The following is a 26,868-nucleotide window of genomic DNA, read 5'->3' as shown; positions in this document are numbered from 1 at the left end:
CACGCCAAAGCTAAACAGCAAAAATGTTAGCTAATTCTCTTTTATCATGGAGTCCGCGACAGGAGAAGTGTTAATTTTCACCCTGAAATATTATTCAAGCATATGTTTTACAAGCAATAAGTCAATATTCAGTCGATTTTCTCGCCAATAAAGCTCTGCAACCCGCCATTTTACTGTTAACGCTGCCAAACCCTCGACCAACAATATGAAACGTTATTTGAGGCGAGAAAACATCCGAATAGTGACTAATTAAAATGAATATAGCAGTGAAATATACTGTGATAATTATCACATATATTTATTGATGAACTGGCGCAGGAAGGAAAAGTAGTAGCAAAAGTGATGACAGGCAAATCATATTAAGCCAGGCGAATAATTTCACCCTATTGGTGCAAAATAATGGCCAATTGCACCAACATGGATCACGAAAGTTATTTTTTAACTGAAAACACCGACAATTTAATTCAGCAACCCCGGAAATATCGCTTTCATTCCGGTGACAACAAACTCAATCCCCAGTGCCATTAATAGCAATCCCATGATTCGGGTAATCACGTTAATGCCTGTTTGCCCTAGAACGCGCACCATTAAAGGGGCAGCCCGAAACAGTAACCAACAGCAGCAAGCGAATATCGCAATGGCGATAGTGAAACCGATCAGGTTTATCCAGCTGTGGTAACGCGTGCTCCAGACGATGGTCGAACTGATCGCACCCGGGCCGGCCATTAAGGGCAAGGCCAGTGGCACCACACCAATACTTTCACGAATCGCGGTTTCTGACTTTTCTTGCTTGTTTTGCTTATCCTCGCCCAGTTTGCCGCTGATCATCGACATCGCGATTGTGACCACCAGAATGCCCCCGGCGATACGGAATGAGTCAATGGAAATGCCAAACAAATGGAGAATGGCATCCCCCAGGAACAGTGAGGTCCAGAGAATAATCGCCACAGCAAGATTTGCCGTAAAATTGGTTTTATTCCGCTCAGCGACCGCCTGGTAGCTGGTCATGCTGATAAACACGGGGATGATCCCTACGGGATTAACCAGGGCAAATAAACCGACAAAAAACTTAACGTAGCCGGAAAAATCAAGTAGCACGGGGTTCACGGTGAGCTCCACGAAGGTAGTGTTTCAAATCGCGCTTAATGTAGTGCATAAGCCGGACGGAAAACCAGTGGGTTAAGCGGAAATATATGCTGCTATTTCCACTTACTTCCAGTTTATTCCTCTGCGAACAAGGGGTCGTCACCCACCTCACGTCCTCTCAACCAGCCAAAACCGCTTAATGCGTTACTTTAGTTGCTAAAGTCGGTGCTGAAAGGTGTCAGCATGGCGCCAGATTGATCCACATCAAAATTTGCCTACCTCATCAGGGGTAATCTTACCCCATCGAAACTATTGAAATAGGCGTAAGCATCTTATCCTGGAAACCCTTTTAGTAAGCAACGGCAATCTACTCGCCACTCTGAACAACGTATAAGCATAGCGCGACTATACTTTCGGACTCAGGCTTGCTTACTAAAAGAGTTTAACTTCCTTCAGGAGAGCACTATGGCCGTTACAAATGTTGCCGAACTTAATGCACTGGTAGAGCGTGTTAAAAAGGCACAGCGTGAATACGCCAACTTTAGTCAGGAACAAGTTGATACCATTTTCCGCGCTGCTGCACTCGCCGCTGCTGATGCCCGTATCCCCCTCGCCAAAATGGCCGTCGCCGAATCAGGCATGGGTATCGTTGAAGATAAAGTGATCAAAAACCACTTCGCTTCTGAATATATCTACAACGCCTATAAAGATGAGAAAACCTGCGGTGTGCTGGATACGGATGACACCTTTGGTACTATCACCATCGCTGAGCCGATTGGCCTGATTTGCGGTATCGTCCCGACCACCAACCCGACCTCAACCGCCATCTTTAAAGCATTGATCAGCCTTAAAACCCGTAACGGCATCATCTTCTCACCCCATCCACGCGCCAAAGATGCCACCAACAAAGCAGCCGACATTGTGTTGCAAGCCGCCATTGCCGCCGGTGCACCAAAAGACATTATTGGCTGGATCGATGTTCCTTCAGTAGAACTGTCTAACCAGTTAATGCATCACCCTGATATCAACCTGATTCTGGCCACCGGTGGCCCAGGCATGGTAAAAGCCGCATACAGTTCCGGTAAACCAGCGATTGGTGTCGGTGCCGGTAATACGCCTGTGGTGATCGATGAAACCGCCGATATCAAACGCGCAGTCGCTTCTATCCTGATGTCCAAAACCTTCGATAACGGCGTCATTTGTGCGTCAGAGCAGTCAGTCATCGTGGTGGACTCGGTGTACGATGCGGTTCGCGAGCGTTTCGCCAGCCACGGCGGCTATCTGCTGCAGGGCAAAGAGTTGAAAGCCATTCAGGATATCATCCTGAAAAATGGCGCACTGAATGCCGCTATCGTCGGTCAGCCTGCGGCAAAAATTGCTGAACTGGCCGGTATCAGCGTCCCTGCGACCACTAAAATTCTCATCGGTGAAGTGAAGCTGGTGGATGAGTCTGAACCGTTTGCCCACGAAAAACTGTCGCCAACCCTGGCGATGTATCGTGCAAAAGATTATTACGACGCGGTAGATAAGGCAGAAAAACTGGTGGCTATGGGCGGTATCGGCCATACCTCTTGTCTCTACACTGACCAGGATAACCAACACGAGCGCGTGCACTTCTTTGGCGACAAAATGAAGACCGCCCGAATTCTGATTAACACACCCGCTTCGCAAGGCGGTATTGGCGACCTGTATAACTTCAAACTTGCGCCATCGTTGACGCTGGGTTGTGGTTCCTGGGGCGGTAACTCAATTTCTGAGAACGTCGGACCTAAACACCTGATCAACAAGAAAACCGTGGCCAAGCGAGCTGAAAATATGTTGTGGCATAAACTTCCGAAGTCTATCTACTTCCGTCGTGGTTCACTGCCGATTGCCCTGGAGGAAGTTGCCACCGACGGCGCTAAACGCGCCTTTATCGTCACCGACCGTTTCCTGTTTAACAATGGCTACGCCGATCAAGTCACTCGCGTGCTGAAAGCCCACGGCATTGAAACCGAAGTGTTCTTTGAAGTTGAAGCGGACCCAACGCTGAGCATCGTACGTAAAGGTGCTGAGCAGATGAATAGCTTCAAACCTGATGTGATTATCGCCCTGGGTGGCGGTTCGCCAATGGATGCCGCGAAAATCATGTGGGTAATGTACGAACATCCTGAAACCCACTTCGAAGAGCTGGCGCTGCGTTTCATGGATATCCGTAAACGTATCTACAAGTTCCCGAAAATGGGCGTGAAAGCACGCATGGTGGCTATCACCACCACTTCCGGTACCGGTTCTGAAGTCACGCCGTTTGCGGTGGTCACTGACGATGCGACCGGCCAGAAATATCCGTTAGCGGACTATGCACTGACGCCTGATATGGCGATTGTGGATGCCAATCTGGTGATGGATATGCCACGCTCGCTCTGTGCATTTGGTGGTCTGGATGCGGTGACTCACTCGCTGGAAGCCTATGTCTCTGTCCTTGCAAATGAGTACTCTGATGGCCAGGCGCTGCAGGCGCTGAAGCTGCTGAAAGAGAACCTGCCTGCCAGCTATCGTGAGGGTGCGAAGAATCCCGTGGCGCGTGAGCGTGTGCATAATGCGGCAACCATCGCCGGTATCGCCTTCGCCAACGCCTTCCTCGGTGTGTGTCACTCCATGGCGCATAAGCTGGGCTCGGAGTTCCACATTCCGCACGGTTTGGCCAACGCCCTGCTGATTTGCAACGTCATCCGTTACAACGCGAATGACAACCCAACCAAGCAGACGGCTTTCAGCCAGTACGATCGCCCACAGGCACGTCGTCGCTACGCTGAAATTGCCGACCATCTTGGATTGAGTGCACAGGGTGACCGCACTGCCCAGAAAATTGAAAAATTGCTGGCATGGCTGGAAGAGATGAAAACTCAGCTGGGCATCCCAACCTCTATCCGTGAAGCAGGCGTGCAGGAAGCCGATTTCCTGGCGAAAGTCGATAAGCTGGCAGACGACGCGTTTGATGACCAGTGTACCGGTGCGAACCCACGTTATCCGCTGATTGCTGAATTGAAGCAAATCATGCTGGATACCTTCTATGGCCGCGAATTCTCTGAAGCTGAAGGCCCAGTTGCTGACGCCGTCGATGATAAAACGGTGAAAATCGAGAAAAAGACCAAAAAAGCCTAACCGGCTAAAAAACAAAAAACCCGCTGCGGCGGGTTTTTTTATCACTAAATAATCAAGCTTGCGGAGATTGCGCACCATAGATAGCTTTTAACGATCCTTCATCAATCGCCTGTTTATAGTGTTTACGGCAGACAGAAATATATCGCTCATTACCGCCAATCACCACCTGCTCTCCTTCGCTGAACGGTTTACCGTTGGCATCAAGGCGCAATACCATGCTGGCTTTACGGCCGCAATGGCAGATGGTTTTAAGCTCAACCAGTTTATCTGCCCATGCCAGTAAATATTGACTGCCGGTAAAGAGCTCGCCGCGAAAATCAGTGCGTAATCCATAACACAATACGGGAATATCCATATTGTCGACCACATCCGATAACGCTCTGACCTGCTCACGTGTCAGGAACTGACTCTCATCCACCAGCACACAATGAACCGGTTGCTTCGCATGCTCCCTGGCTATTTCCTGATTTAATTGTGTCGCAGCGTTATATAAAAAAGCAGGAGACGAAAGACCAATCCGCGAGCTTACCTTGCCCGCACCAAAGCGGTCATCAATCTCGGCGGTATACACCAGCGTGCGCATGCCGCGCTCCTGATAGTTATAGGAGGACTGAAGCAAAGCAGTGGATTTACCCGCGTTCATCGCGGAGTAATAAAAATAAAGTTGGGCCATATGCAGAATCTCATCGCAGCACAAATCTGATGGCGCGCAGTTTACCATAAACAAGTAAACCTGTAGCGATGCATTATTTTTATCATTTGCTCAAATTAACGGCAATGGCAGTTACGTGATTCATCATCGAAGTTAAAACAGCACTTTTTGGCAAAGAACAATCTATGCTGAGAATTTATTCAGCATTATTACCGCCAAAGTGTAAGGATTAGCACAACGTCACGGTGGCAAACGCGGATAATCAAGGCTTCGGATCTAAGCGCTAATGGTAAATATATTTGTAAACCGTTATACAATGTGATTTCTGGTTTTTACTTTACGTTTTACTTTTTAATCTGACTATTGCAGTTATTTTTTAGCCCCACTATTATGAGTCGGCAGAACAACTCCCATTTATTATATTTTGAGATTAGGACAATGAGCGAAGCACTTAAAATTCTTAATAATATCCGTACATTGCGCGCGCAAGCTCGGGAATGCACTCTGGAAACACTGGAAGAGATGCTGGAAAAACTCGAGGTTGTCGTCAATGAGCGTCGTGAAGAAGAAACTCACGCGCAGGCTGAAAATGCTGAACGTAACCGCAAACTGGAACAATACCGTGAAATGCTGATTGCGGATGGTATCGATCCAAACGAACTGTTACAGGCACTTTCTGAAACCAAAGCACCGGGTAAAACCAAGCGTGCTGCACGTCCTGCCAAGTATTCTTACGTTGATGAAAATGGTGAAAACCGTACCTGGACTGGCCAGGGTCGTACACCAGCCGTGATTAAAAAAGCGATTGAAGAACAAGGTAAACAACTGGACGATTTCCTGCTGTAATTTTCCAGTGCTTCGAATTGTGAATAACGCTTACGTGAGTTCACTTTACACCGGGTAAGAAAAAGGAAGCCGCTGGCTTCCTTTTTTAATGCGTCGTTATTGCTGATAGAAGCGACGATACCAATCAACAAAGTTCTGCACGCCCTGCTCAACCCTGGTTTGCGGACGGAACTGAATCGCATCATATAACGGCTGGGTATCCGCACTGGTATTGAGCACATCTCCCGGCTGCATCGGCAGCATATTTTTCTTCGCTTCAATGCCCAACGCTTTTTCCAGTGACTCGATATAGGTCATCAGGCTGGTCGGCTGGCTGTTGCCGATATTGTAAACACGATATGGCGCAGAACTGGTGGCCGGCGATCCCGCTTCCACGGTCCAGTTTTCATCAGCCTGCGGAATCACATCCTGAATGCGCACGATAGCTTCAGCAATATCATCAATGTAAGTGAAATCTCGGGTCATTTGCCCACGGTTATAGACGTCAATTTGCTCACCGGCCAGCATTGCGCGGGTGAATTTGAACAATGCCATATCCGGACGTCCCCACGGACCGTAAACAGTAAAAAAGCGCAGACCGGTGGTGGGCAACTGGTACAAATGGGAATAAGTATGCGACATCAATTCGTTGGCTTTTTTGGTGGCCGCATACAGAGAAATAGGATGGTCAACAGAATCATCCGTTGAGAAAGGCATTTTGCGGTTAAGCCCATAAACTGAGCTGGATGACGCATACAGCAGGTGGCCAACTTTATGATGGCGGCACCCTTCGAGAATATTGAGGTGGCCAATGAGATTGGCATCGGCGTAAGCGTGTGGGTTATCAATTGAATAACGAACGCCCGCTTGTGCACCCAGATGGATCACGCGATCAAATGCATGATCATCGAATAATGAAGAAATGGCCTGGCGATCTGCCAGGTCCATTTTCAGGAAAATAAACTCGGGATGCTGAAGGATTTGGTCTAAGCGCGCTTGTTTCAGGCTGACATCGTAATAGTCATTCAGGTTATCGATACCGACGACCTGGTGACCGGCGGCCAGCAAACGCTGACTCACGTGAAATCCAATAAAACCTGCCGCACCGGTAACCAAAAACTTCATACATCCCTCATTTATTACACAATTTGAATTGATGCTCCGCGGCCGATAGCGTAATACGTAAAGCCGCGTTTGCTGATACGTTCCGGATCATACAGGTTACGACCATCAAAAATCACGGGTTGTTTTAACGCGGTTTTGATAACGTCGAAATCTGGCGCACGGAAGTTCTGCCATTCAGTACAAATGACCAGGCCATCAGCACCCTGCAACGCCGCTTCTTTGGTACCGGTCAGCTTCAGATCGTCGCGGTGGCCATAAATACGCTGCGCTTCTTCCATTGCTTCCGGGTCAAATGCCTGAATGGTCGCACCCGCTTCCCACAGCGTTTCCATCAGCACACGGCTGGAGGCTTCACGCATATCGTCGGTATTAGGTTTGAACGCCAGGCCCCAGAGAGCGAAGGTTTTGCCACGCAGATCGTCGCCAAAATGACGTTTGATGAAGCTCGGCAGTTTGTTCTTCTGTGAATCATTCACATCTTCTACCGCCTGCAACAGACGCGGCGTGTAACCAATCGACTCAGCAGTGCGAATCAGCGCCTGCACGTCTTTCGGGAAGCACGAACCACCGTAGCCGCAGCCAGGGTAGATGAAGTGATAACCAATACGTGAATCTGAACCAATCCCCTGGCGTACTTTCTCAACGTCGGCTCCCAAACGTTCTGCCAGGTTAGAGATTTCGTTCATGAAGCTGATTTTGGTCGCCAGCATGCAGTTCGCTGCGTACTTGGTCAGCTCTGCACTGCGAATATCCATCAGAATCATACGATCGTGATTGCGATTGAATGGCTCATAAAGCTCACGCAGCAATTCAACCACTTCGTCGTTATCGGTACCCACTACGATGCGCTCAGGACGCATGCAGTCGTTTACTGCAGCCCCTTCCTTGAGGAATTCAGGGTTAGAAACCACATCAAACGGGATGTTTGCATCACGTTTTTGCAGCGTCTCGGCCATTACTGCACGCACACGATCAGCCGTTCCAACAGGGACGGTAGATTTATCGATCACCACTTTATGATCGTTCATGTGCGCTGCAATTGTCCGCGCAACCGCAGTCACATATTTCAGATCGGCAGAACCGTCTTCATCCGGCGGCGTACCCACAGCAATAAACTGCATCACACCGTGGTTAACACCCTCTTCTGCATTGGTGCTGAACTTCAGGCGACCCGCTTCATAGTTAGACATCACCAGCGGCGTCAAACCCGGTTCGAAAATCGGAATATGGCCTTTTTTCAGGTTTTCGACTTTCTTTTCATCGACATCAATACAGAGAACGTCATGTCCGACTTCGGCTAACACCGCAGCCTGAACCAGACCGACATAGCCGATACCAAATACAGTGACTTTCATTGAATTATCCTGTGTTTAATGAATTACTTTTTGTTGCCTACAGCGCCTTCCAGCCATTGAGTAAAGTCTTTACCCAGTACTGGATGACGAACGCCATACTCAACGAAAGCCTGCATATAACCCAGTTTGTTACCGCAGTCATGGCTTACACCGGTCAGGTGATAGGCTTCAACGGTCTCTTTTTCCATCAGCATGGCGATGGAGTCGGTCAGCTGAACTTCGCCGCCAGCACCCGGAGGGGTTTTCGCCAGCAGAGGCCAGATGTCAGCAGACAGCACGTAACGACCCACAACCGCGAGGTTAGATGGCGCTTCAGAAGCTTTAGGCTTCTCAACCACACCCACCATCGGCGCGCTCTGGCCTGGCGCCAGGTCAGCACCTTTGCAGTCAACGACACCGTAAGCGGTCACATCAGCAACCGGCTCTACCATGATCTGGCTGCGGCCGCTCTCTTCGTAACGCGCCAGCATTTCTGCCAGGTTGTCTTTGGTCGGATCAGATTCGTACTCGTCGATGATCACATCCGGCAGAATCACGGCAACCGGCTCATCACCGACCAGTGGGTGTGCACACATCACTGCGTGGCCAAGGCCTTTCGCAATACCCTGACGCACCTGCATGATGGTCACGTGTGGAGGACAGATAGACTGGATTTCGTCCAACAGCTGACGCTTAACGCGTTTTTCCAGCATGGATTCCAGTTCAAAACTGGTATCAAAATGGTTTTCGATGGCGTTTTTGGAAGAGTGTGTAACCAACACGATTTCGTTAATGCCCGCAGCGATACACTCATTCACGACATATTGGATCAGCGGCTTATCGACCAGCGGTAACATCTCTTTTGGAATAGCTTTAGTAGCAGGCAGCATACGCGTACCCAGACCTGCAACCGGGATTACCGCTTTTTTTACTTTAGACTTATAGGCAGACATCTAAATACCTCTCTTAATAGGCCGTTCAAGTTAATACTTGATATGTCGGTTTAAAAACGAAATGAGTATATCAGTTACTATCAGACGGATTTATCCTGGATGGAGCTAATCCGCGGAATTTAAGACTATTACCCAAGTGTAAAGCTTACCCCTGGCCCTGTCTCCAGCCCGCAAAAAATATAAATCCGATCGCTTATTCTTCAGCCGATAACATCAGCCGTAGCCTGCCACCCGCGCCCCACACATGGCACTGCCAGGCATCCGCGCGTTGACTGATCTGATTGAGGTGCGTACTGCCCATAGTACCAAGCGGCACGCCATTACTGAGTTGAATCTGATGGGTGTTAATGTGCAATGTGGCGTTGAGGCCAGCGGAGACCAGAATCAGGTTTTTCAACTGACGATGGTAGTACCCCACCAGCAAGGGGAACTGGCCACTGAGATTGGCCTGGCGTAACAGCATATTGACCTGGCGCAGCAGGCCGTTTAACTCCGGCAGGCGCTGTTTCTGTCCGAAAAGTTGTTCCTGTAACAGGCCGTTGAACAGCGCGCGCAACAGTAAGGCGGCCAACACGCCATTATCGCCTGCTCGGGTCACATCAAGACAGTAGAAGGCCAAATCCTTGTCGGACAACGCGGCGATATCCAGCACCAGCCCCGGCTGTTCAGCCATGGTCAGTTGGCGATAGTTAATGCGGCAATTAGCGATGGTTTGCTGAACCGGCGGTTGCAACTGCTTCAGTAGCTTAGACGCAGCTAAAGGATCGCGAACCAGTGCATCCCAGTCCTGAAACAGTTGTTCATCTTCCTCAACTTTAGAAGTGAACATCGAAGGGTAAAGACACTCATATACAGCTTCACGAAAACGTTCGAGGTTTCTGAGCGGCTTAAGCAGAACATCCTGAACCCCAAGGCGCAGGACATGCGCAATATCTGCCATGTTCTGCGTGGCGGAGATGATCAAAATTGGCACGCTATTGCCGCGACTGCGAATACGTTCGACGAACTGAAGCCCCCCCATGCGCGGCATCTCCAGATCGCAAATCACCAGATCCACGGCTTGAGCCGACAGTAAGGTTAAGCCATCGAGGCCATCTCCCGCTTCCAGCGTGCTGGCTCCCAGCCCCACCAACATAGTGTCTAACATCGAACGGAAAACGACCTCATCTTCGACAATGAGTATCTTTTTGCCGATTAGTGGTTTTTCCATTCTCTCCCCCTGCGTACCAGATATTTCAATAGTGGTTCATAAAACGCAGTTGCGCCTTTCAGAATTGACTGAAGTCGCACTGCCTGTGAATGAACAACCTGATTATCTGCCACGGACCAGCGGTAATAGTTCATCCATTTTTTTCTCGACGGCGGCTTTACCTGCCGCAATGGCTTCTTCTGCACGATGAAAATCCAGTGTGGATATCTGCGGACAAAACGGTTGAATCAGCACATCCGGTGGATCGCCCGCCATACGATTACGTTTAAGGCGGTTTTCCAGAATCTGGATGGATGTGGACATGATCTCCATGGCGCCCGGCGTTTGATTCGCCCGGCGGTGCGTCAGACCCAGTATGCGCTGGCGCAATTTTTTGCCCCAGCTTAATGCTTCAGCCGCGGCCTCTTCTTCGCCGCTCTGTGGCGTCACCGACAATAAATCCTGCTGCATTAGATGCGCGTCATGCTGTAAGTCCACCGCGATGACAATGTCGGCGCCGAGGGCTCGTGTCAGAGATATCGGCACCGGATTGACCACGGCACCATCCACCAGCCAGTAACCATTGTAGCCAACAGGTGGTAATAAGCCTGGCATACTACAGGACGCGCGTACTGCCTGATGCAAATCACCTTCGGTTAACCACAACTCACGGCCGGTACTTAAATTCGAGGCCACCACGCCAAAAGGTTTATTGCACCCCTCAATAAATTCATTGGGGATCAACTGACGGATGTGGCTGAACACGCGGTCACCGCGAAGCAAACCACCACGCTGCCACGACAGATCCATGAGGCGGATCACATCCCAATAGCGAAATGCGCTCACCCACTTTTCCATTACGCCCAGCCGCCCATTGACGTATGCCGATCCCACCAGCGCGCCGACTGAGCAGCCTGCAACCACATCAATTTCAATGCCGGCACGCTCCAGCCCATTAATCACACCAATGTGCGCCCAACCTTTGGCGGCACCTGAACCCAGGGCCAGCCCGATCCTCACCTTTCTCATCGCACCTCGTGATTAGTCTGGTACGTAGCATCCCGCTCAGCAGTCGGCTACCATAGCGCACACTTTAATTAACTTTAATCACTCACAGGAGATGACGTGTCTGAAAAGTGCCCCTGCTGCAGCGGAAAGCAGTATAGCTTATGTTGCCAGCCCTTTCTGAGCGGTCAGGCATTCCCTGCCAGCGCTGAACAATTAATGCGTTCACGCTATACCGCCTATGTTGAAAAGAACGCGGGCTATCTGGCTGCGACCTGGCACTCCAGTAAGCGTGTGGCCGACCTTGAGACGTTATTATCTGAAAGTTTTTCCGGCACTGAATGGCTGGGCTTGAATGTAACCCGTTGTAATCATGGAAGCCACGAGAATGAAGCCTTTGTGACCTTTTTTGCGCGTTACCGCGAAAAAGAGCGCACTTCGGCCATCTATGAATGTTCACGCTTTCTTCGTGAGGATCAACGCTGGTACTATATCGACGGAACGGTGCCCGAGCTGGGGCGCAACAATCGCTGTCCTTGTGGCTCCGATAAAAAATACAAAAAATGTTGTGGTTAATCTGGACAGATGCACAACGGCTTTACCATTCATCGCTTTGACAGGACTCTGATCGAGATGCAAGCGCAAAACACGCAACGAAAAGTTTTACGGACCATTTGCCCAGATGCGAAAGGCCTGATCGCCAAGATCACCAACATTTGCTACAAGCATGAACTCAACATTGTGCAAAACAACGAGTTTGTCGATCACCGCACCGGGCGCTTTTTCATGCGCACAGAGCTGGAGGGGATTTTCAACGACAATACCCTGCTGGCCGATCTCGACAGCGCATTGCCAGTAGGTTCGGTCCGTGAATTACAGAGTGCCGGCCGTCGTCGCGTGGTGATTTTGGTGACTAAAGAGGCGCACTGCCTGGGCGATTTACTGATGAAATGCGCGTTTGGTGGTCTCGATATGGAGATTGCTGCCGTCATCGGTAACCATGAAACACTGCGCTCGCTTGTTGAACGTTTCGATATTCCGTTTGTGCTGGTCAGCCATGAAGGCCTGACGCGCGAAGAGCATGACAATCGCATGGGCGACGAAATCGATCGTTACCAGCCGGATTACGTGGTTCTGGCAAAATACATGCGCGTGCTGACACCGGCCTTCGTGCAGCGTTACCCTAATCAAATCATCAACATTCACCACTCGTTCCTGCCTGCCTTTATCGGCGCGCGCCCTTACCATCAGGCTTACGAGCGTGGCGTTAAAATTATCGGTGCCACCGCGCACTACGTGAATGACAACCTGGATGAAGGTCCAATCATCATGCAGGACGTGATCAACGTCGACCATAGCTACACCGCAGAAGAGATGATGCGTGCCGGGCGTGATGTCGAGAAGAATGTCCTGAGCCGTGCGCTGTATAAAGTGCTTGGCCAGCGCGTGTTCGTTTACGGTAACCGCACCATCATTCTGTAAGCTTCCTGGCGCTGAATTGTGCAACTCTTCAGCGCCACGGATGAAAAGTGGACAAACGATTCATATTTTTGTTTTCAGCGCTTTACAGTCAGAGCGCATTTGGTATGATGCGCCCCGCTTTCAGGCACATTATTCAGGCCAGTGGCGGGATTCCCGAGCGGCCAAAGGGAGCAGACTGTAAATCTGCCGTCATCGACTTCGAAGGTTCGAATCCTTCTCCCGCCACCATCTGAATAACCTCCTCGCCTGAATCGTTAAGAGCTTTATATCCCTGGCGGGATTCCCGAGCGGCCAAAGGGAGCAGACTGTAAATCTGCCGTCATCGACTTCGAAGGTTCGAATCCTTCTCCCGCCACCATCGCTTTCCCTCTTGCTTTCATCGTCGTTTCTTCCCGATTCAATCCATGACTTTTTAACGAAATCTCGCTACCATCCAGACATACTTTTGCGGATAAAAATGGCAGCTAAATGAAATTCATCTCTTTCAACATCAACGGCTTGCGCGCACGCCCTCATCAACTTGAAGCCCTCGTCGAGCAGCATCAGCCGGATGTGATTGGCCTGCAGGAAACCAAAGTTCACGATGACATGTTCCCGCTCGAAGACGTCAGCAAACTGGGTTACAACGTGTTTTATCATGGCCAAAAAGGCCACTACGGCGTCGCGCTGCTGACCAAGGCTCAGCCCGTTTCGGTACGTCGTGGTTTTCCCGGTGATGATGAAGATTCACAACGCCGCCTGATCATGGCGGAAATCCCTAGCCCGATTGGCGACATCACCGTGATTAACGGTTACTTCCCGCAGGGTGAAAGCCGTGACCATCCAACCAAATTCCCGGCGAAAGAGAAGTTCTACCGTGATTTACAGGATTATCTGGAACAGCAGTTGGCGGTTGATAAGCCGGTGCTGATCATGGGTGACATGAATATCAGCAGTACCGATCTTGATATCGGCATTGGCGAAGATAACCGTAAGCGCTGGCTGCGCACCGGTAAATGCTCATTCCTGCCAGAAGAGCGTGAGTGGATGGATCGCCTGTTGCATTGGGGTCTGGTCGATACCTGGCGCGCGAAATACCCGGAAACGGCTGACCGTTTCTCCTGGTTCGACTACCGTTCAAAAGGTTTTGACGATAACCGTGGTCTGCGTATCGACCTGTTGCTGGCCAGCCAACCGCTGGCGGCACGTTGCATCGAGAGCGGCATCGACTACGAGATCCGCAGCATGGAAAAACCCTCTGATCATGCACCGGTCTGGTCAACGTTCAATCTGGAAAAATAAGTCAACTGCGTGGCGTGAGAACGCCACGCACCTTTACTTGATGATTTTCCAGATAAGCGGGTTAGTGCCCATCACTTTCTCATCACGTCCGCACTGCAGCAGCACGCCCTCCGCTTTCACGACCGCTCCTTCAGAATAACTGCGATTCTCATAAGTGCAGCACTGCAGACAGTTGCTCTGCTGATTATTCTGTCCCTGTGTCCAGACTTCCGGTGGCATATCAACCACCACATCCGTATTGCCCATGCGACTGTTTTCCGGCTGGCGGTTCGCCAGCGCCGAATTCATGCACAACAGCAGCCCGCTAAGCGCTAATAGAATATAACGCATCACTCTGTCTCCTTGGTTTTACGCCGGGTCGATTTCGGTTTTGCTTTACGTTTAGCGGCCGGTGCGGCAATGCCTCTAAATGATTGCAACGAGGGTCGCTGACGCGCTTCGCCAATTAACCCGATCAGCGTGGCAACCAGCGGCTGCATAAACTCATCGTAGCGGCAGGCCTTTTCACTGATGCGTGTTAATGTCGATTCCCATTGAGCCGTCATATCTGGCCGGGCCGCCATTTCAGGTAACGCATGGATCAGCGCCCTGCCCGCGTCCGTAGAATGAATATAGCGGCCTTTCTTTAAGAGGAATGTCCGGCGGAACAATAATTCAATAATGCCGGCTCGCGTCGCTTCCGTTCCTAAACCATCGGTCGCACGCAGCACTTTCTTTAATTCTTTATCCTGAACAAAACGCGCGATGCCGGTCATGGCGGATAACAGCGTAGCATCGGTGAACGGGCGCGGCGGCTGTGTCTGCTTGGCAAGCACTTCACCGCGCTCGCACAGCAGCTCATCCCCTTTCGCGACCACCGGTAAAGGCGTGCCATCGTTCTCTTCATCGCGCTCTTTGCTCCCCAGTAAGGCACGCCACCCCGCTTCTGCCAGAAAGCGCGCTTTGGCAACAAACTTGCCGCCGCCAATCTCGAGATCGATAACGCATTTACGGAACACCGCATCAGGGCAGAATTGCATCAGATACTGACGCGCCACCAGGCCGTAAATATTGGCTTCATTTTCCGTCAGGTTCACTTTGCTGGCGCGGGCGGTAGGGATAATGGCGTGGTGAGCATCCACCTTCTTATCATCCCAGCAGCGGTTCTTCTGATCAGGATTAAAATCCGTGGGCGGTGTCAAATTGGGCTGATGTGCCTGAATCGCATTCAGCACCGCATGCCGTCCGGCAAAATGTTCATCCGGCAAATAACGGCTGTCAGAACGCGGATAGGTAATCAACTTATGGGTTTCGTACAGACGCTGGCAGCAGTCCAGTACGTTTTGCGCACTCAGGCCGAAACGCTTTGCCGCCTCGATCTGCAGGCTGGAGAGCGAAAACGGCAATGGCGCGGTGTCAGATTCCCGTTTGTCGTTATAGCCCGTCACTATCGCCGGCTTGCCGTTGATGCGCTCTAAGACGTGATCGGCAAGCGATCGATGTAACAGGCGACCTTCCTCATCCTGCCAGGGTTCGCAGGCGTCGCTGGGTATCCAACTGGCAACAAAACGCTCATCCTTCGGCGTCACGATGTGCGCTTTCACTTCGAAGTAATCTTTCGGGATGAAGTTTTCGATCTCTTCATCGCGACGCACCACCAGGCCGAGCACCGGCGTTTGTACGCGACCGACCGACAACACGCCATCATAACCGGCATTGCGGCCTAACAGCGTCCAGGCACGGGTCATATTGATGCCGTAGAGCCAATCTGCGCGGGCGCGGGCCAATGCGGAGACGCAGAGCGGGATAAACTCGCGATTCTCACGTAAACGGCTTACTGCTCGCTCCACGGCGGAGGGGTTGAGATCGTTGATCAGACAGCGCTGCACTTTCTGCCGCTTTTCCGGCGCGAGTTGCAGGTAGTCCAGCACTTCATCCACCAACAGCTGACCTTCACGATCCGGGTCACCGGCGTGCACCACTTCACTCGCCTGTTGCAGCAAACCCTCAATCACTTTGAGTTGCTTCGCCACCGACGGGCGTGGCTGTAAACGCCACTTTTCCGGAATGATCGGCAGGTCGGCAAGATTCCAGCGCGCATAGCGGCTGTCATAGCTGTCCGGCTGCGCCTGTTCCAACAAATGCCCAACACACCAGGTGACCATCTGATCGTTGCCACAGGCAATAAAACCGTCACCGCGTCGATGCGGTTTCGGCAGTACATCAGCAATGGCACGCGCCAGGCTGGGTTTTTCAGCAATAAACAAACGCATGTATGGCGTCGTTCCTTCTACGTCAATTCACGACGGTAATTAATGGGCAGGAAGGATCGGCAGCGAAGAGTTCACCTATCGCTGCCGCCTGCACGCCGGCCAATGTAGCGCAGCGCTGGAAGGCTTCGACCTCGCTGGGTTGCACCGCCACCAGTAAACCACCCGAGGTTTGCGGATCGCACAGTAACGCGCGAGTCGCATCGTCCATCGCGGAAATCAGGGCGCCATAGCTGGCAAAATTGCGCTGAGTACCCCCGGGCACGGCACCTTTAGCAATATACTCATCGACACCCGGTAAGCGCGGAACCTGCGTGGCGTGGACTTCCGCACGCAAACCTGACCCCTGGCAAATCTCACTCAAATGTCCGAGCAAGCCAAAACCGGTGACATCGGTCATGGCGCTGACGCCATCCAGTTTGGCGAATTCGGCACCGGCTTTATTCAACTGACACATCACCTCCGCCGCTAAGGATTGGTGTTCTGGCAGCAGAAGGCCTTTTTTCTCGGCGGTGGTCAGGATGCCGATCCCCAGGGGCTTGGTGAGAAACAGCTGGCTCCCCACCTGCGCGGCGCTGTTCTTTTTCACCCGCGCCACATCAACAATTCCCGTGACGGCCAGGCCAAAAATCGGCTCCGGCGCATCGATCGAATGCCCACCCGCCAGAGCAATGCCAGCAGCCTGGCACGCCGCACGCCCGCCTTCAATGACCTGCTGAGCCACTTCCGGGCTCAGCACGTTGACTGGCCAACCCAGGATGGCAATCGCCATGATCGGTTTGCCGCCCATAGCATAAATATCACTGATGGCATTGGTGGCGGCGATACGGCCAAAGGTATGGGGATCATCGACAATCGGCATAAAAAAGTCAGTGGTGCTGACCACCGCCGTACCGTTGCCGAGATCATAAACGGCAGCATCGTCACGTGTTTCGTTGCCCACCAGCAGCTGGGGGTCATGAAAAGGGGTCAGCTCACTATGAAGAATGGTTTCCAGTACCTGCGGCGAAATTTTGCAGCCGCAGCCAGCTCCATGGCTGTATTGCGTCAGACGAAGCGGTTCACTCATGGCGGGTTCCTTATGCGCTGAACAGAAGGCTGTATGTTAGCCTGGCTATCAGCTGGTGGTAAGTGTTGCGCGGTTTAAGCTCGATGTTTCGCACACGCGGTGTGCAATCTTTGCAACACGGCTCACCCTGCCGAAGAAACCCGCCGATGTCTGTCAGAAATAACTGACAAATTGCGCGGTGTCCGGTGCAACCACCGTGGTATTGGCTTTAAGCTGCGGCGTACCGAGATAGAGGAATCCAACAATCGCATCCTGCTCGCGGCAACCAAAGGCTTCGCGTACCGAAGGATGGTCAGTCCATGGGCCGCTGCGCCAGATACCGTTAAAGCCTTGTGCCACCGCGGCCATTTGCATCGCCATCACGGCACAACCTGCTGAAACCAGCTGTTCCCAATGCGGGACTTTGGCATGCTTTTCACAGTGCGCCACCACAGTGATAATCATCGGCGCTCGAAACGGTGCAGTGGCCGATTTTTCAATCGCCTTTTCATCGAGGTCGCTGTCACGCGCTGCTTGTTCAAGCAATTTACCAAAACGCTCACGCCCTTCATTCTCTACAATGATAAAGCGCCACGGCTGCAACGTACCATGATCCGGTGCACGTAAGCCTGCGTGCAAAATGTTCTGCAAGACTTCGCCCGCGGGTGCCGGTTCTGCCAGACGCGATGCCGAACGGCGGTTAATTAATAAATCCAGTGCATCCATCATTATTCTCCCGTGAATAAAAAGCGTGGGCTAATCCTGGCACAGCAAGATCTTTTGTAACAGTCTGGCGCGATTTCCTGCTGACATTTCGCACGCTGCTCTTTAGGATGAACCCGACATCGGGGCAGACCGCGTGGCGACTGCCCTGTTACGTGAATATGGAGAGTTTATGCGCACATTGTGGCGAATTATTGCTGGCCTGTTCCGCTGGAGCTGGCGGGTGTTGAATTTTATTCGGGAATTCATTCTTAATTTATTCCTCATCGTCTTAATCCTCGCCGGTGTCGGTATCTGGTTACAGCTTTCCAGCGCCAACAGCAGCGAACCGGTGCAACAGGGTGCACTCAAAGTGGATTTAAGCGGTGTATTGGTGGATAAACCTTCCGTCAGCAATCGCCTGAGTCGCATCAGCCGTGAGTTGCTGGGCGCGAGCAGCGATCGCCTGCAAGAGAATTCATTGTTCGACGTGGTGGATGCGGTTCGTCAGGCGAAAACTGACAAAAACATCACCGGGATCGTGCTTGATTTGCGTGATTTTGCGGGCGGCGATCAACCCTCATTACAATATCTGGGCAAATCGCTGCGTGAGTTCCGTGATGCGGGCAAACCGATATACGCCATTGGTGATAGCTATAGTCAGGCGCAATACTACATCGCCAGCTATGCCACCAAAATTTATCTGTCACCGCAGGGCACCGTTGATCTGCATGGCTTTGCAACCAATGGGTTGTATTACAAATCCCTGTTAGAGAAGCTCAAAGTCAATTCTCATGTGTTCCGTGTGGGCACCTACAAATCTGCCGTCGAGCCTTTCCTGCGTGACGATATGTCTCCGGAAGCCCGTGATGCGGATGGTCGCTGGATCGGCCAGCTGTGGCAGAACTACCTGAACACCGTTTCCGCCAATCGCCAGATTACGCCGGATCAACTGTTCCGGGAGCAGCCGGCGTCATCAGCGGATTACAGGCTGTTGACGGCGATACCGCAAAATATGCGCTGAACAGTAAATTGGTTGATGTGCTGGATAGCCGTGCGGCTGCGGATCAGGAACTGGTGAAAACCTTTGGCTGGGATAAAGCCAATAACGATTATCGCAACGTCAGCATTTACGATTACACCGTGAAGCAGCCTCAGCAGGACCAGGATGGTAATATTGCGGTGATCTTCGCCAACGGTGCGATTATGGACGGTGAGGAAACCGCCGGAAACGTGGGTGGCGATACCACCGCTTCGCAGATTCGCGATGCGCGTCTCGATCCGAAAATCAAAGCGATTGTACTGCGCGTCAACAGCCCAGGTGGCAGCGTGTCGGCATCGGAAGCGATTCGTGAAGAGTTAGCCGCAGCGCATGATGCCGGTAAGCCAGTGGTGGTCTCAATGGGCGGTATGGCGGCTTCAGGTGGTTACTGGATCTCGACGCCAGCAGACTACATTGTGGCCGCCCCCAGCACCCTGACCGGTTCAATCGGCATTTTCGGCGTGATTAACACGGTTGAAAATAGCCTGAACAGTATTGGTGTGCACACGGATGGCGTGGCCACTTCTCCGCTGGCTGACGTTGCCACCACCAAAGCCCTGCCGACGGAAGTGCAGCAATTGATGCAGCTGACCATCGAAAACGGCTATCGCAACTTTGTCGGACTGGTGGCGAAGTCACGTCATAAAACGACAGAACAGATCAATGATATCGCCCAGGGCCATGTCTGGACCGGCAGCGATGCTAAAGCCAATGGCCTGGTGGATGCGCTGGGTGATTTTGACGATGCCGTGGCGAAAGCAGCTGAGTTGGCAAAAGTCGCCAAGCCTCAGCTCAGCTGGTATCAGGACGATCCCGGTATGATTGACCTGCTGTTAAATCAGATGAATGCCTCTGCACAAGCGATGCTGCCAGCAGCACTGAAAGTGTGGCTGCCCGCGCCGATGCTGGACGTAATGAGTGCGGTGAAAGATCAGCCTGGCCTGATGAATAATCTCAATGATCCGCAAAATCGCTACGCCTTCTGCCTGAACTGCGGCAACGTACGCTAATCTTTACAGCCCGGCCGCTGGTCGGGCTGCTTTTCGCTGTTAATCCCCTTATACTGCGCGTTTTACGGCAAGTCTGAGTTCTTCCATGCAAAAGAAAAATATCTATGTAGCCTACACGGGCGGTACCATCGGTATGCAGCGCTCCGCGCACGGCTACATTCCGGTTTCCGGCCATCTGCAGCAGCAACTGGCCAACATGCCAGAGTTCCATCGGCCTGAGATGCCGAATTTCACCATCCATGAATATCAGCCTCTGATGGATTCGTCAGATATGACGCCATTGGATTGGCAATCGATTGCTGATGACATTAAACAGAATTACGACAGCTATGATGGCTTTGTGATTCTGCACGGCACCGACACCATGGCGTTTACCGCCTCGGCGCTGTCATTCATGCTGGAAAACCTCGCGAAGCCCGTCATCGTAACCGGCTCGCAAATTCCTTTGGCAGAATTGCGCTCAGATGGTCAGCAGAACCTCCTCAATTCGTTGTATGTTGCGGCGAACTATCCCATTAATGAAGTGGCGTTGTTCTTTAATAACACACTGTTTCGTGGCAATCGCACCACCAAAGCACATGCCGACGGCTTCAACGCCTTCGCTTCACCGAATCTCCCTCCTTTGCTGGAAGCCGGTATTCACATTCGTAAACTCAATACGCCGCCGGCACCGCAGGGCAGTGGCGAGTTGATTGTGCATCCGATTACCCCACAACCGATTGGTGTGGTGACCATTTACCCCGGGATCTCTGCCGATGTGGTGCGTAACTTCTTGCGCCAGCCGGTGAAAGCACTGATTCTGCGCTCTTATGGTGTCGGCAACGCGCCGCAAAATGCAGAATTCCTGGCTGAACTGCAGCAGGCCAGCGAACGTGGGATTGTGGTGGTGAATCTGACGCAATGCATGTCCGGCAAAGTGAACATGGGGGGCTATGCCACCGGTAATGCGCTGGAGCATGCGGGGGTGATCAGCGGTTTTGACCTTACCGTTGAGGCAACATTAACAAAACTGCACTTTTTGTTGAGCCAAAACCTCACCAACCCGGAAATTCGTGCCAGAATGCAACAGAATTTACGCGGCGAACTGACCGACGACTGATACGGAGCGAGATGTAATGAAGCGGGCATTGATAATCATCGATATTCAGAACGATTTTTGCCCCGGCGGCCCAATGGCGGTGCGCGAAGGCGACCAAACGGTTGCCGTTGCTAATCGCTACGCACGCGAGTTCCGCGATCGGGGAGAATGTGTAGTGGCATTGCAAGACTGGCATCCGGCAGATCATGGCAGCTTCGCCTCCGTCTCTGGCGAACCGGTGTATACCCTGGGTGAATTGAACGGTCTGGCGCAGATTTGGTGGCCCGATCACGGAGTCGAGAACTCAGTGGGGGCGGATTTCCACCCAGAACTGGACCGCACACTGATTGATGCGGTGTTCCATAAGGGGGGCGACGCTGATGTGGACAGCTACAGTGCTTTCTTCGATAACGGCCATCGCCGCAAAACGGAGCTAGACAGTTGGCTGCGAGAACGCGACATCAGCGACCTGGTGATGCTGGGGCTCGCTACCGACTATTGCGTCAAATACAGCGTGCTGGATGCGCTGGAGCTGGGCTATAACGTTGAAGTGGTGAAAGAGGGTTGCCGCGGCGTCAACCTGAATCCTGATGACAGCGATATTGCCATCGAACAGATGCAAGCTCAGGGTGCGGTAATAATCTGAAAATGAGGGCTGGTGAAAACCAGCCCTTTTGCGTTTTAGTGCAGGTTAATGCGCGTGATGTCCGGCTCGATACCAAACTCTTCCTTAAGCTGCTTTTTCGACTTCATAACCATCTCGCCCCCTTTGCCAATGGTCATATGCTGTGGGTCGTCGTTATGACGCGCCTGCCACAGCATCACCAGCTGCAGGCAAATATCGCGCTGCTCCTGCGTCAGCGCGACACCGTCCGGCCATTTACCGGTTTCCACTGCAGTGGCGAGCCGCTCATAGACTTCCGGCGTCATCGCCGCCAGCATGGCTTCCAGTTCTTGCTTCATGCTCAGCCCTCTTGTTGCTTGCCCTGCTCATCGGTAAAGCTCAATGAGGCAGAGTTAACGCAGTAGCGCTCACCGGTAGGCTGCGGGCCATCCGGGAACACGTGGCCGAGATGCGCATCGCAATTGCCACAGCGAATTTCCACACGGTGCATGCCGTGGGAATCATCTTCCAGGTAACGAATCGCTTCGTCGCTGTAAGGCTGGTAAAAGCTCGGCCAGCCGCAGCCTGAATCATATTTAGAATCGGAGAGGAACAGCGGTGAATTGCACACTAAACAGTGGTAAATGCCTTCCTGCTTGTTGTGCAGTAGTGCGCCACTGAAAGGAGGTTCCGTGCCGCGATGCTGTGTGACATAGCGCTGCATCTCAGAAAGCTGCGCGATTTTTGCCTCGGGTGCGGTGTCTTTAGCCATTTTGAGTTCCGGAGTGTCATTCTGTAAAAATCGACTAGTATTCTAACAAACGAACAACATCTTCATGGTCTTTTTTCGTGCGAACCCGTTCGCCACGACTCTCATAACGCAAAATTGTGACATCGATCACCCTTTGCAAAAGTCATCCCTTTTCGGCCGCCATTCGGCGTAACATAGGCGCGCAATAAGGGTGCTGCGTAAGCGATTGCGCAACCAATTATTCCTGGCGTTGGAATTGACCTGTCGCAACAATTGACACGATTCCGCTTGACGCCTGGTAAGGTTTTTGTAATTTTACAGCCAACCTTTTATTCACTAACAAATAGCTGGTGGAATATATGACTATCAAAGTAGGTATCAACGGTTTTGGCCGTATCGGTCGCATCGTTTTCCGTGCTGCACAGCAGCGTTCTGACATCGAAATCGTTGCAATCAACGACCTGCTCGACGCGGATTACATGGCTTACATGCTGAAGTATGACTCTACGCACGGTCGTTTCGACGGTACCGTAGAAGTTAAAGACGGCGCGCTGATTGTTAACGGCAAAAAAATCCGTGTTACTGCTGAGAAAGACCCGGCTAACCTGAAATGGGATGAAGTGGGCGTTGACGTTGTTGCTGAAGCAACCGGTATCTTCCTGACCGACGAAACCGCACGCAAACACATTCAGGCTGGTGCGAAGAAAGTGGTTCTGACCGGTCCTTCTAAAGATGCGACCCCAATGTTCGTACGTGGCGCTAACTTTGAAAAATATGCTGGCCAGGACATCGTTTCTAACGCGTCTTGCACCACTAACTGCCTGGCACCACTGGCTAAAGTGATCAACGACCACTTCGGTATCGTTGAAGGTCTGATGACTACTGTTCACGCGACTACCGCTACTCAGAAAACCGTTGATGGCCCGTCTCACAAAGACTGGCGCGGCGGCCGCGGCGCAGCACAGAACATCATCCCATCTTCTACCGGTGCTGCGAAGGCAGTCGGCGTGGTTCTGCCAGAGCTGAACGGTAAACTGACCGGTATGGCGTTCCGCGTTCCTACCCCGAACGTGTCTGTTGTTGACCTGACTGTACGTCTGGAAAAACCAGCAACTTACAAAGAAATCTGTGCCGTAATCAAAGCTGAATCTGAAGGCAAGATGAAAGGTGTTCTGGGCTACATCGAAGACGACGTTGTATCAACCGACTTCAACGGCGAAACCCTGACTTCAGTATTCGATGCTAAAGCCGGTATCGCACTGAACGACAACTTCGTGAAACTGGTTTCATGGTACGACAACGAAACTGGTTACTCACACAAAGTTCTGGATCTGATTGCACTGGTTGCTTCTAAGTAAGCGACTGGCGAAACAGACAAGGGGTGACTTCGGTCGCCCCTTTTTTTTCATTTGGAAGAAGAGAAGGTCTGACGATGCAAGATACGCTTTATAGTTTGCCGGTGGTGAATCAGATCACCCCATATCTGACGCAACGCCAGATGGGCGATTTGCCCATCGTCGTTGTGAGCCATCCCAAGGTGCGTGCGGCGATTGCGCTGCAAGGCGCGCATCTGCTCTCATGGCAGCCCAGCGGCCAGCAGCCGGTGATTTGGTTAAGCGAGAAGACGCCGTTTGCCACAGGCAAAGCGATTCGCGGTGGTGTGCCCATTTGCTGGCCATGGTTTGGACCTGCAGGTGAACCGGCGCACGGTTTCGCCCGTAATCAACCCTGGACGCTTACCGCACACGATGAGAACGAAGATGCGGTAATGCTGACGTTCACGCTGGAAAGCAACGCACAAACGAAAAAGTTGTGGCCACATGATTTCACCCTGCTGGCCCGTTTCCGTATCGCCGAGCATTGTGAAATCGAGTTGGAAGCCTGGGGCGATTATGAAGCCACCGCAGCCTTGCACACCTACTTCCAGATCGCCGATATTGCTCAGGTTGAAGTGAGTGGCTTAGGAAATAGCTATATCGACAAGGTGAATGCTAATACGGTGGGCAGTTCGGCTGATGGCAAGCAAACCTACCCAGATCGCGTCGATCGGATTCACACGGCTGCCGAGGATTGCAGTGTGATTCATGACATCGCGGGTAAACGTCAGATTGAAGTGTATCACCACTATCAAAGTGACGTTGTCACATGGAACCCAGGGCCGGAATTGTCTTGTAGCATGGCGGATATGCCTAATGAGGGTTACAAAACCATGGTCTGCGTAGAAACGGCTCGCATCAACAAGGCGATGAAAAGTGCCGGGGAATCCCCTGCTCGCCTAGGTACCACCCTGCGCGTGCGCAATAAGTAGCTTTTTTGCGGCGCAGATGCGCCGCTATACCACGTCTAAGCCCGTTTTATGTTGCGGTGCTGGAAACGCCCGGTCAATGACCGCCAACTCATCAACACTCAAATGCAGGTCTAACGCAGCCGCATTTTCCGCCACGTGTTGTTGGCTGCTGGCCTTGGGAATGGCGATCACGCCTGGCCGACGAATCACCCACGCGAGCAGCAATTGCGCCACGCTGATGCCCTTCTGTTGTGCAATTTGGTGCAAATGGGGATCTTCAAACAGTGACTGACGCAAACGTCCCGCCTGTGCCAGAGGGCAATACGCCATGATCGGCATATCACGTTGCTGGCATGCCGCGAATAAATCGTATTCGATTCCTCGTGATGCCAGGTGATACAGCACCTGATTAGTCGAGCAGTTTTCACCGCCCGGCTCGCTCCACAGTTCTTGCAGATCGTCAGTATCGAAATTGGATACGCCCCAATGCCGTATTTTTCCCTGCTGTTGCAAGGTTTCCATGGCATGAATCGTCTCCTCCAGTGGCACATTACCGCGCCAATGCAGCAGATAGAGATCAAGGTAATCGGTCTCTAAGCGCTTTAAGCTGCGCTCGCAGGCCTCAATAGCATCCACTTCGCCGGCATTCCACGGATAGACTTTTGACACCAGCCAGGCCTGATGGCGGCGTCCGCGTAACGCTTCGCCCACCACCTCTTCCGCGCCGCCTTCTGCATACATTTCCGCGGTATCAATCAGTTGCAAGCCCAAATCCAATCCAGCCTGTAATGCCGAGACTTCCTGACGACGCAGCGCTGCATTCTCCCCCATGTACCACGTTCCTTGCCCAATGGCAGGTAATGCTGGTTCTCCACGAAATTGAATTGTCTTCATTAAGGCTCCCGATGCGCCAGGATGGGGCGCGCTATTGGTGCAATGTAATAAAAACGCCTCATTAAGAGGCGCCGCAGAAAACCATTAGAAACTGTAGCTGATGCCGGTCCAGAGGGTGAACTGGCCACTTTTGTCCACCATCGGACTGTCTTTGATTTCGCTGTCAAAACGGGTGTAACGCCCGGACAAACTGGCGTTCCAGCTGTCGCTAATCTGGTAGCTGGCGTTCATTTCCACATAGGGTGACCAGCTGTCGTCCGGTTGATATTCAGCAATACCTGTCCGTGCGCTTTCATGCGAAGACACGCCATAGTAGTAGCGGTTTTGGTTGGCGCTGTTCCACATTGCACCGATGCCTGGTGTCAGGCTAAACGCGCCAAAATCGAAGCGATACAGATAGGTAAGATCCCAGATGATGCCATTACTGTTGTTCAGCACATCGCCCAGCAGCGCAGTACGCACAATGCCCCAATCGGCAACATGGCGATAGCTGGCACCCGCCATCACGGTCATCCGACGCTTATCCAGTGCCTTCATGTCCCCCAAATCATTATCTTTAGGATCGTACTGCTGTGGTGAACCCAGCAGCGTTAACGACAGTTGATTCTGCTGATCTTTCCACAGGTAATAGCCACCTTGCAGGCTACGGAACCAGAAGTTTTCGCCTTCATAATTGATGACCGGGATGGGGATGTATCGGTCCTGCCCACCGCGATAAGGTGACTGGGCATAAATAACTGAAGCCCCGAGTGATAAGGGTTCTGCATGAGTGCTGAACGCCGCAAAATAACAAGGAACAACACAAGCAAGCGCTTTAAGTTTGAATTGGTTCACAATTTAATCAGTCCATTAATATAACAATCACACGCAGAGTCTAACTAAATTTTCGCGATGAGTTAACGTTAAATCAGGGATGTTTATCACCCGCACGGAATAGTCTGAGGCTGGTTGCCAGCGTAGACATGCAAACTGAATGCCTTAGTGCTTATGAGACTTTGTTATTGATATATCGCTAAATAAGGAGAAAAGTGTCTGCAGATTTTCTGAATGCCTTCTACAGTTAAAAGTAAGACGAGACTTTTTGTACGAGCAGAGTAACCATAAGAATTGTGTATCCCGATAAAAAA

At 51.8% G+C, this 26,868-nt stretch carries 24 protein-coding genes, 2 tRNA genes and 1 pseudogene; 12 read left to right on the top strand and 15 right to left on the bottom strand.

The features are described from left to right. Positions 1-459: 459 nt before the first annotated feature. A complete protein-coding gene (locus LH22_RS11410) occupies positions 460-1,107 on the bottom strand; it encodes a YchE family NAAT transporter (protein ID WP_038646654.1) in 648 nt (215 codons plus the stop codon). 444 nt (positions 1,108-1,551) lie between these two features. Here LH22_RS11410 and adhE point away from each other — a divergent pair, with 444 nt between their 5' ends. Next, positions 1,552-4,230: a bifunctional acetaldehyde-CoA/alcohol dehydrogenase gene (adhE, locus tag LH22_RS11405; RefSeq protein WP_038646653.1), complete on the top strand. Its 2,679-nt coding sequence runs from the start codon at positions 1,552-1,554 to the stop codon at positions 4,228-4,230. Between the two features lie 52 nt (positions 4,231-4,282). Here the strand turns inward: adhE and tdk are convergent, their stop codons facing one another. Continuing rightward, entirely contained in the window at positions 4,283-4,903 is a 621-nt protein-coding gene (tdk, locus tag LH22_RS11400) for a thymidine kinase (RefSeq protein WP_038650068.1), read from the bottom strand. Positions 4,904-5,320: 417 nt separating this feature from the next. On the opposite strand from tdk, the gene hns reads away from it, so the two are divergent. After that, positions 5,321-5,728: a histone-like nucleoid-structuring protein H-NS gene (hns, locus tag LH22_RS11395; RefSeq protein ID WP_034828823.1), complete on the top strand. Its 408-nt coding sequence runs from the start codon at positions 5,321-5,323 to the stop codon at positions 5,726-5,728. Between the two features lie 96 nt (positions 5,729-5,824). On the opposite strand, the gene LH22_RS11390 is transcribed toward hns, so the two are convergent. The 5 genes from LH22_RS11390 to rssA form a co-directional block, all read right to left on the bottom strand. Further along, positions 5,825-6,832 carry an NAD-dependent epimerase gene (locus LH22_RS11390; RefSeq protein ID WP_038646650.1) on the bottom strand — a complete coding sequence of 336 codons (1,008 nt, stop codon included), beginning with the start codon at positions 6,830-6,832 and terminating at the stop codon, positions 5,825-5,827. 14 nt (positions 6,833-6,846) lie between these two features. After that, entirely contained in the window at positions 6,847-8,187 is a 1,341-nt protein-coding gene (locus LH22_RS11385; RefSeq protein WP_038646648.1) for a UDP-glucose dehydrogenase family protein, read from the bottom strand. Positions 8,188-8,210: 23 nt separating this feature from the next. Continuing rightward, entirely contained in the window at positions 8,211-9,119 is a 909-nt protein-coding gene (gene galU, locus LH22_RS11380; protein WP_034828817.1) for a UTP--glucose-1-phosphate uridylyltransferase GalU, read from the bottom strand. A gap of 193 nt (positions 9,120-9,312) precedes the next feature. Next, on the bottom strand, positions 9,313-10,329 hold the full coding sequence (rssB, locus tag LH22_RS11375) for a two-component system response regulator RssB (protein ID WP_038646646.1): 1,017 nt from the start codon (positions 10,327-10,329) through the stop codon (positions 9,313-9,315). A gap of 102 nt (positions 10,330-10,431) precedes the next feature. Continuing rightward, complete coding sequence (gene rssA / locus LH22_RS11370) at positions 10,432-11,337, bottom strand: patatin-like phospholipase RssA (protein ID WP_038646644.1); 906 nt, start codon at positions 11,335-11,337, stop codon at positions 10,432-10,434. 96 nt (positions 11,338-11,433) lie between these two features. Between rssA and LH22_RS11365 the strand changes: the two genes are divergently transcribed. The 5 genes from LH22_RS11365 (at position 11,434) to xthA (ending at position 14,076) form a co-directional block, all read left to right on the top strand. Continuing rightward, the gene (locus LH22_RS11365; RefSeq protein ID WP_038646643.1) at positions 11,434-11,889 is read left to right on the top strand and encodes a YchJ family protein; all 456 of its coding nucleotides are present in this window, start codon (positions 11,434-11,436) and stop codon (positions 11,887-11,889) included. A 57-nt stretch (positions 11,890-11,946) separates the two neighbouring features. Further along, positions 11,947-12,795, top strand: coding sequence for a formyltetrahydrofolate deformylase (gene purU / locus LH22_RS11360; protein WP_034828882.1), 849 nt, complete (start codon positions 11,947-11,949; stop codon positions 12,793-12,795). Between the two features lie 143 nt (positions 12,796-12,938). Beyond that, a tRNA-Tyr gene (locus tag LH22_RS11355) sits at positions 12,939-13,023 on the top strand. A gap of 45 nt (positions 13,024-13,068) precedes the next feature. Continuing rightward, positions 13,069-13,153 (top strand) — tRNA-Tyr (locus LH22_RS11350). A 110-nt stretch (positions 13,154-13,263) separates the two neighbouring features. Then, entirely contained in the window at positions 13,264-14,076 is an 813-nt protein-coding gene (xthA, locus tag LH22_RS11345; RefSeq protein WP_034828809.1) for an exodeoxyribonuclease III, read from the top strand. A 33-nt stretch (positions 14,077-14,109) separates the two neighbouring features. On the opposite strand, the gene LH22_RS11340 is transcribed toward xthA, so the two are convergent. The 4 genes from LH22_RS11340 to LH22_RS11325 all read right to left on the bottom strand — a co-directional run bounded on the left by LH22_RS11340 (position 14,110) and on the right by LH22_RS11325 (position 18,099). After that, a complete protein-coding gene (locus LH22_RS11340; protein ID WP_234465319.1) occupies positions 14,110-14,364 on the bottom strand; it encodes a YnjH family protein in 255 nt (84 codons plus the stop codon). A 41-nt stretch (positions 14,365-14,405) separates the two neighbouring features. Then, on the bottom strand, positions 14,406-16,328 hold the full coding sequence (locus tag LH22_RS11335) for a DNA topoisomerase III (protein ID WP_038646639.1): 1,923 nt from the start codon (positions 16,326-16,328) through the stop codon (positions 14,406-14,408). 22 nt (positions 16,329-16,350) lie between these two features. Beyond that, entirely contained in the window at positions 16,351-17,394 is a 1,044-nt protein-coding gene (selD, locus tag LH22_RS11330; protein WP_038646637.1) for a selenide, water dikinase SelD, read from the bottom strand. 153 nt (positions 17,395-17,547) lie between these two features. Next, positions 17,548-18,099 (bottom strand): NAD(P)H nitroreductase, encoded by a 552-nt coding sequence (locus tag LH22_RS11325; protein WP_038646635.1) that lies wholly within the window; start codon positions 18,097-18,099, stop codon positions 17,548-17,550. 169 nt (positions 18,100-18,268) lie between these two features. On the opposite strand from LH22_RS11325, the pseudogene sppA reads away from it, so the two are divergent. From sppA to pncA, 3 genes and pseudogenes are all read left to right on the top strand, one after another. Beyond that, positions 18,269-20,127, top strand: a pseudogene (sppA, locus tag LH22_RS11320) (signal peptide peptidase SppA). A gap of 85 nt (positions 20,128-20,212) precedes the next feature. Beyond that, positions 20,213-21,226, top strand: a complete 1,014-nt coding sequence (gene ansA / locus LH22_RS11315) for an asparaginase (RefSeq protein ID WP_038646633.1) — start codon at positions 20,213-20,215, stop codon at positions 21,224-21,226. 16 nt (positions 21,227-21,242) lie between these two features. Continuing rightward, positions 21,243-21,851, top strand: a complete 609-nt coding sequence (gene pncA, locus LH22_RS11310; RefSeq protein WP_034828795.1) for a bifunctional nicotinamidase/pyrazinamidase — start codon at positions 21,243-21,245, stop codon at positions 21,849-21,851. A 35-nt stretch (positions 21,852-21,886) separates the two neighbouring features. Here pncA and LH22_RS11305 read toward each other — a convergent pair whose 3' ends face one another. Both LH22_RS11305 and msrB read right to left on the bottom strand, forming a co-directional pair. Further along, positions 21,887-22,168 (bottom strand): YeaC family protein, encoded by a 282-nt coding sequence (locus LH22_RS11305; RefSeq protein WP_038646631.1) that lies wholly within the window; start codon positions 22,166-22,168, stop codon positions 21,887-21,889. A 2-nt stretch (positions 22,169-22,170) separates the two neighbouring features. Then, complete coding sequence (gene msrB / locus LH22_RS11300) at positions 22,171-22,581, bottom strand: peptide-methionine (R)-S-oxide reductase MsrB (protein ID WP_034828790.1); 411 nt, start codon at positions 22,579-22,581, stop codon at positions 22,171-22,173. A 338-nt stretch (positions 22,582-22,919) separates the two neighbouring features. On the opposite strand from msrB, the gene gapA reads away from it, so the two are divergent. Both gapA and LH22_RS11290 read left to right on the top strand, forming a co-directional pair. Beyond that, the gene (gene gapA, locus LH22_RS11295; protein WP_034828788.1) at positions 22,920-23,918 is read left to right on the top strand and encodes a glyceraldehyde-3-phosphate dehydrogenase; all 999 of its coding nucleotides are present in this window, start codon (positions 22,920-22,922) and stop codon (positions 23,916-23,918) included. Positions 23,919-23,992: 74 nt separating this feature from the next. Next, positions 23,993-24,868, top strand: coding sequence for a D-hexose-6-phosphate mutarotase (locus LH22_RS11290; protein ID WP_038646629.1), 876 nt, complete (start codon positions 23,993-23,995; stop codon positions 24,866-24,868). A 24-nt stretch (positions 24,869-24,892) separates the two neighbouring features. On the opposite strand, the gene LH22_RS11285 is transcribed toward LH22_RS11290, so the two are convergent. Together LH22_RS11285 and LH22_RS11280 are read right to left on the bottom strand one after the other, a co-directional pair. Continuing rightward, complete coding sequence (locus LH22_RS11285; protein WP_038646627.1) at positions 24,893-25,741, bottom strand: aldo/keto reductase; 849 nt, start codon at positions 25,739-25,741, stop codon at positions 24,893-24,895. Between the two features lie 84 nt (positions 25,742-25,825). Then, on the bottom strand, positions 25,826-26,575 hold the full coding sequence (locus tag LH22_RS11280; protein WP_038646625.1) for a MipA/OmpV family protein: 750 nt from the start codon (positions 26,573-26,575) through the stop codon (positions 25,826-25,828). Positions 26,576-26,868: the final 293 nt, after the last annotated feature.

It is taken from the genome of Pantoea rwandensis (assembly GCF_000759475.1).
Taxonomy (GTDB): domain Bacteria; phylum Pseudomonadota; class Gammaproteobacteria; order Enterobacterales; family Enterobacteriaceae; genus Pantoea; species Pantoea rwandensis_B.
The sequence above is the reverse complement of the archived record's forward strand: the minus strand, read 5'-3'. Positions and strand labels throughout refer to the sequence as shown.

Coding starts and splice junctions, on each gene's coding strand:
- tdk (WP_038650068.1), bottom strand. CDS start 4,903: ATGGCCCAACTTTATTTTTATTACTCCGCGATGAACGCGGGTAAATCC.
- ansA (WP_038646633.1), top strand. CDS start 20,213: ATGCAAAAGAAAAATATCTATGTAGCCTACACGGGCGGTACCATCGGT.
- LH22_RS11335 (WP_038646639.1), bottom strand. CDS start 16,328: ATGCGTTTGTTTATTGCTGAAAAACCCAGCCTGGCGCGTGCCATTGCT.
- LH22_RS11325 (WP_038646635.1), bottom strand. CDS start 18,099: ATGGATGCACTGGATTTATTAATTAACCGCCGTTCGGCATCGCGTCTG.
- hns (WP_034828823.1), top strand. CDS start 5,321: ATGAGCGAAGCACTTAAAATTCTTAATAATATCCGTACATTGCGCGCG.
- LH22_RS11305 (WP_038646631.1), bottom strand. CDS start 22,168: ATGAAGCAAGAACTGGAAGCCATGCTGGCGGCGATGACGCCGGAAGTC.
- LH22_RS11385 (WP_038646648.1), bottom strand. CDS start 8,187: ATGAAAGTCACTGTATTTGGTATCGGCTATGTCGGTCTGGTTCAGGCT.
- galU (WP_034828817.1), bottom strand. CDS start 9,119: ATGTCTGCCTATAAGTCTAAAGTAAAAAAAGCGGTAATCCCGGTTGCA.
- purU (WP_034828882.1), top strand. CDS start 11,947: ATGCAAGCGCAAAACACGCAACGAAAAGTTTTACGGACCATTTGCCCA.
- selD (WP_038646637.1), bottom strand. CDS start 17,394: ATGAGTGAACCGCTTCGTCTGACGCAATACAGCCATGGAGCTGGCTGC.
- LH22_RS11290 (WP_038646629.1), top strand. CDS start 23,993: ATGCAAGATACGCTTTATAGTTTGCCGGTGGTGAATCAGATCACCCCA.
- rssB (WP_038646646.1), bottom strand. CDS start 10,329: ATGGAAAAACCACTAATCGGCAAAAAGATACTCATTGTCGAAGATGAG.
- pncA (WP_034828795.1), top strand. CDS start 21,243: ATGAAGCGGGCATTGATAATCATCGATATTCAGAACGATTTTTGCCCC.
- msrB (WP_034828790.1), bottom strand. CDS start 22,581: ATGGCTAAAGACACCGCACCCGAGGCAAAAATCGCGCAGCTTTCTGAG.
- rssA (WP_038646644.1), bottom strand. CDS start 11,337: ATGAGAAAGGTGAGGATCGGGCTGGCCCTGGGTTCAGGTGCCGCCAAA.
- LH22_RS11390 (WP_038646650.1), bottom strand. CDS start 6,832: ATGAAGTTTTTGGTTACCGGTGCGGCAGGTTTTATTGGATTTCACGTG.
- LH22_RS11340 (WP_234465319.1), bottom strand. CDS start 14,364: ATGAATTCGGCGCTGGCGAACCGCCAGCCGGAAAACAGTCGCATGGGC.
- gapA (WP_034828788.1), top strand. CDS start 22,920: ATGACTATCAAAGTAGGTATCAACGGTTTTGGCCGTATCGGTCGCATC.
- LH22_RS11285 (WP_038646627.1), bottom strand. CDS start 25,741: ATGAAGACAATTCAATTTCGTGGAGAACCAGCATTACCTGCCATTGGG.
- adhE (WP_038646653.1), top strand. CDS start 1,552: ATGGCCGTTACAAATGTTGCCGAACTTAATGCACTGGTAGAGCGTGTT.
- xthA (WP_034828809.1), top strand. CDS start 13,264: ATGAAATTCATCTCTTTCAACATCAACGGCTTGCGCGCACGCCCTCAT.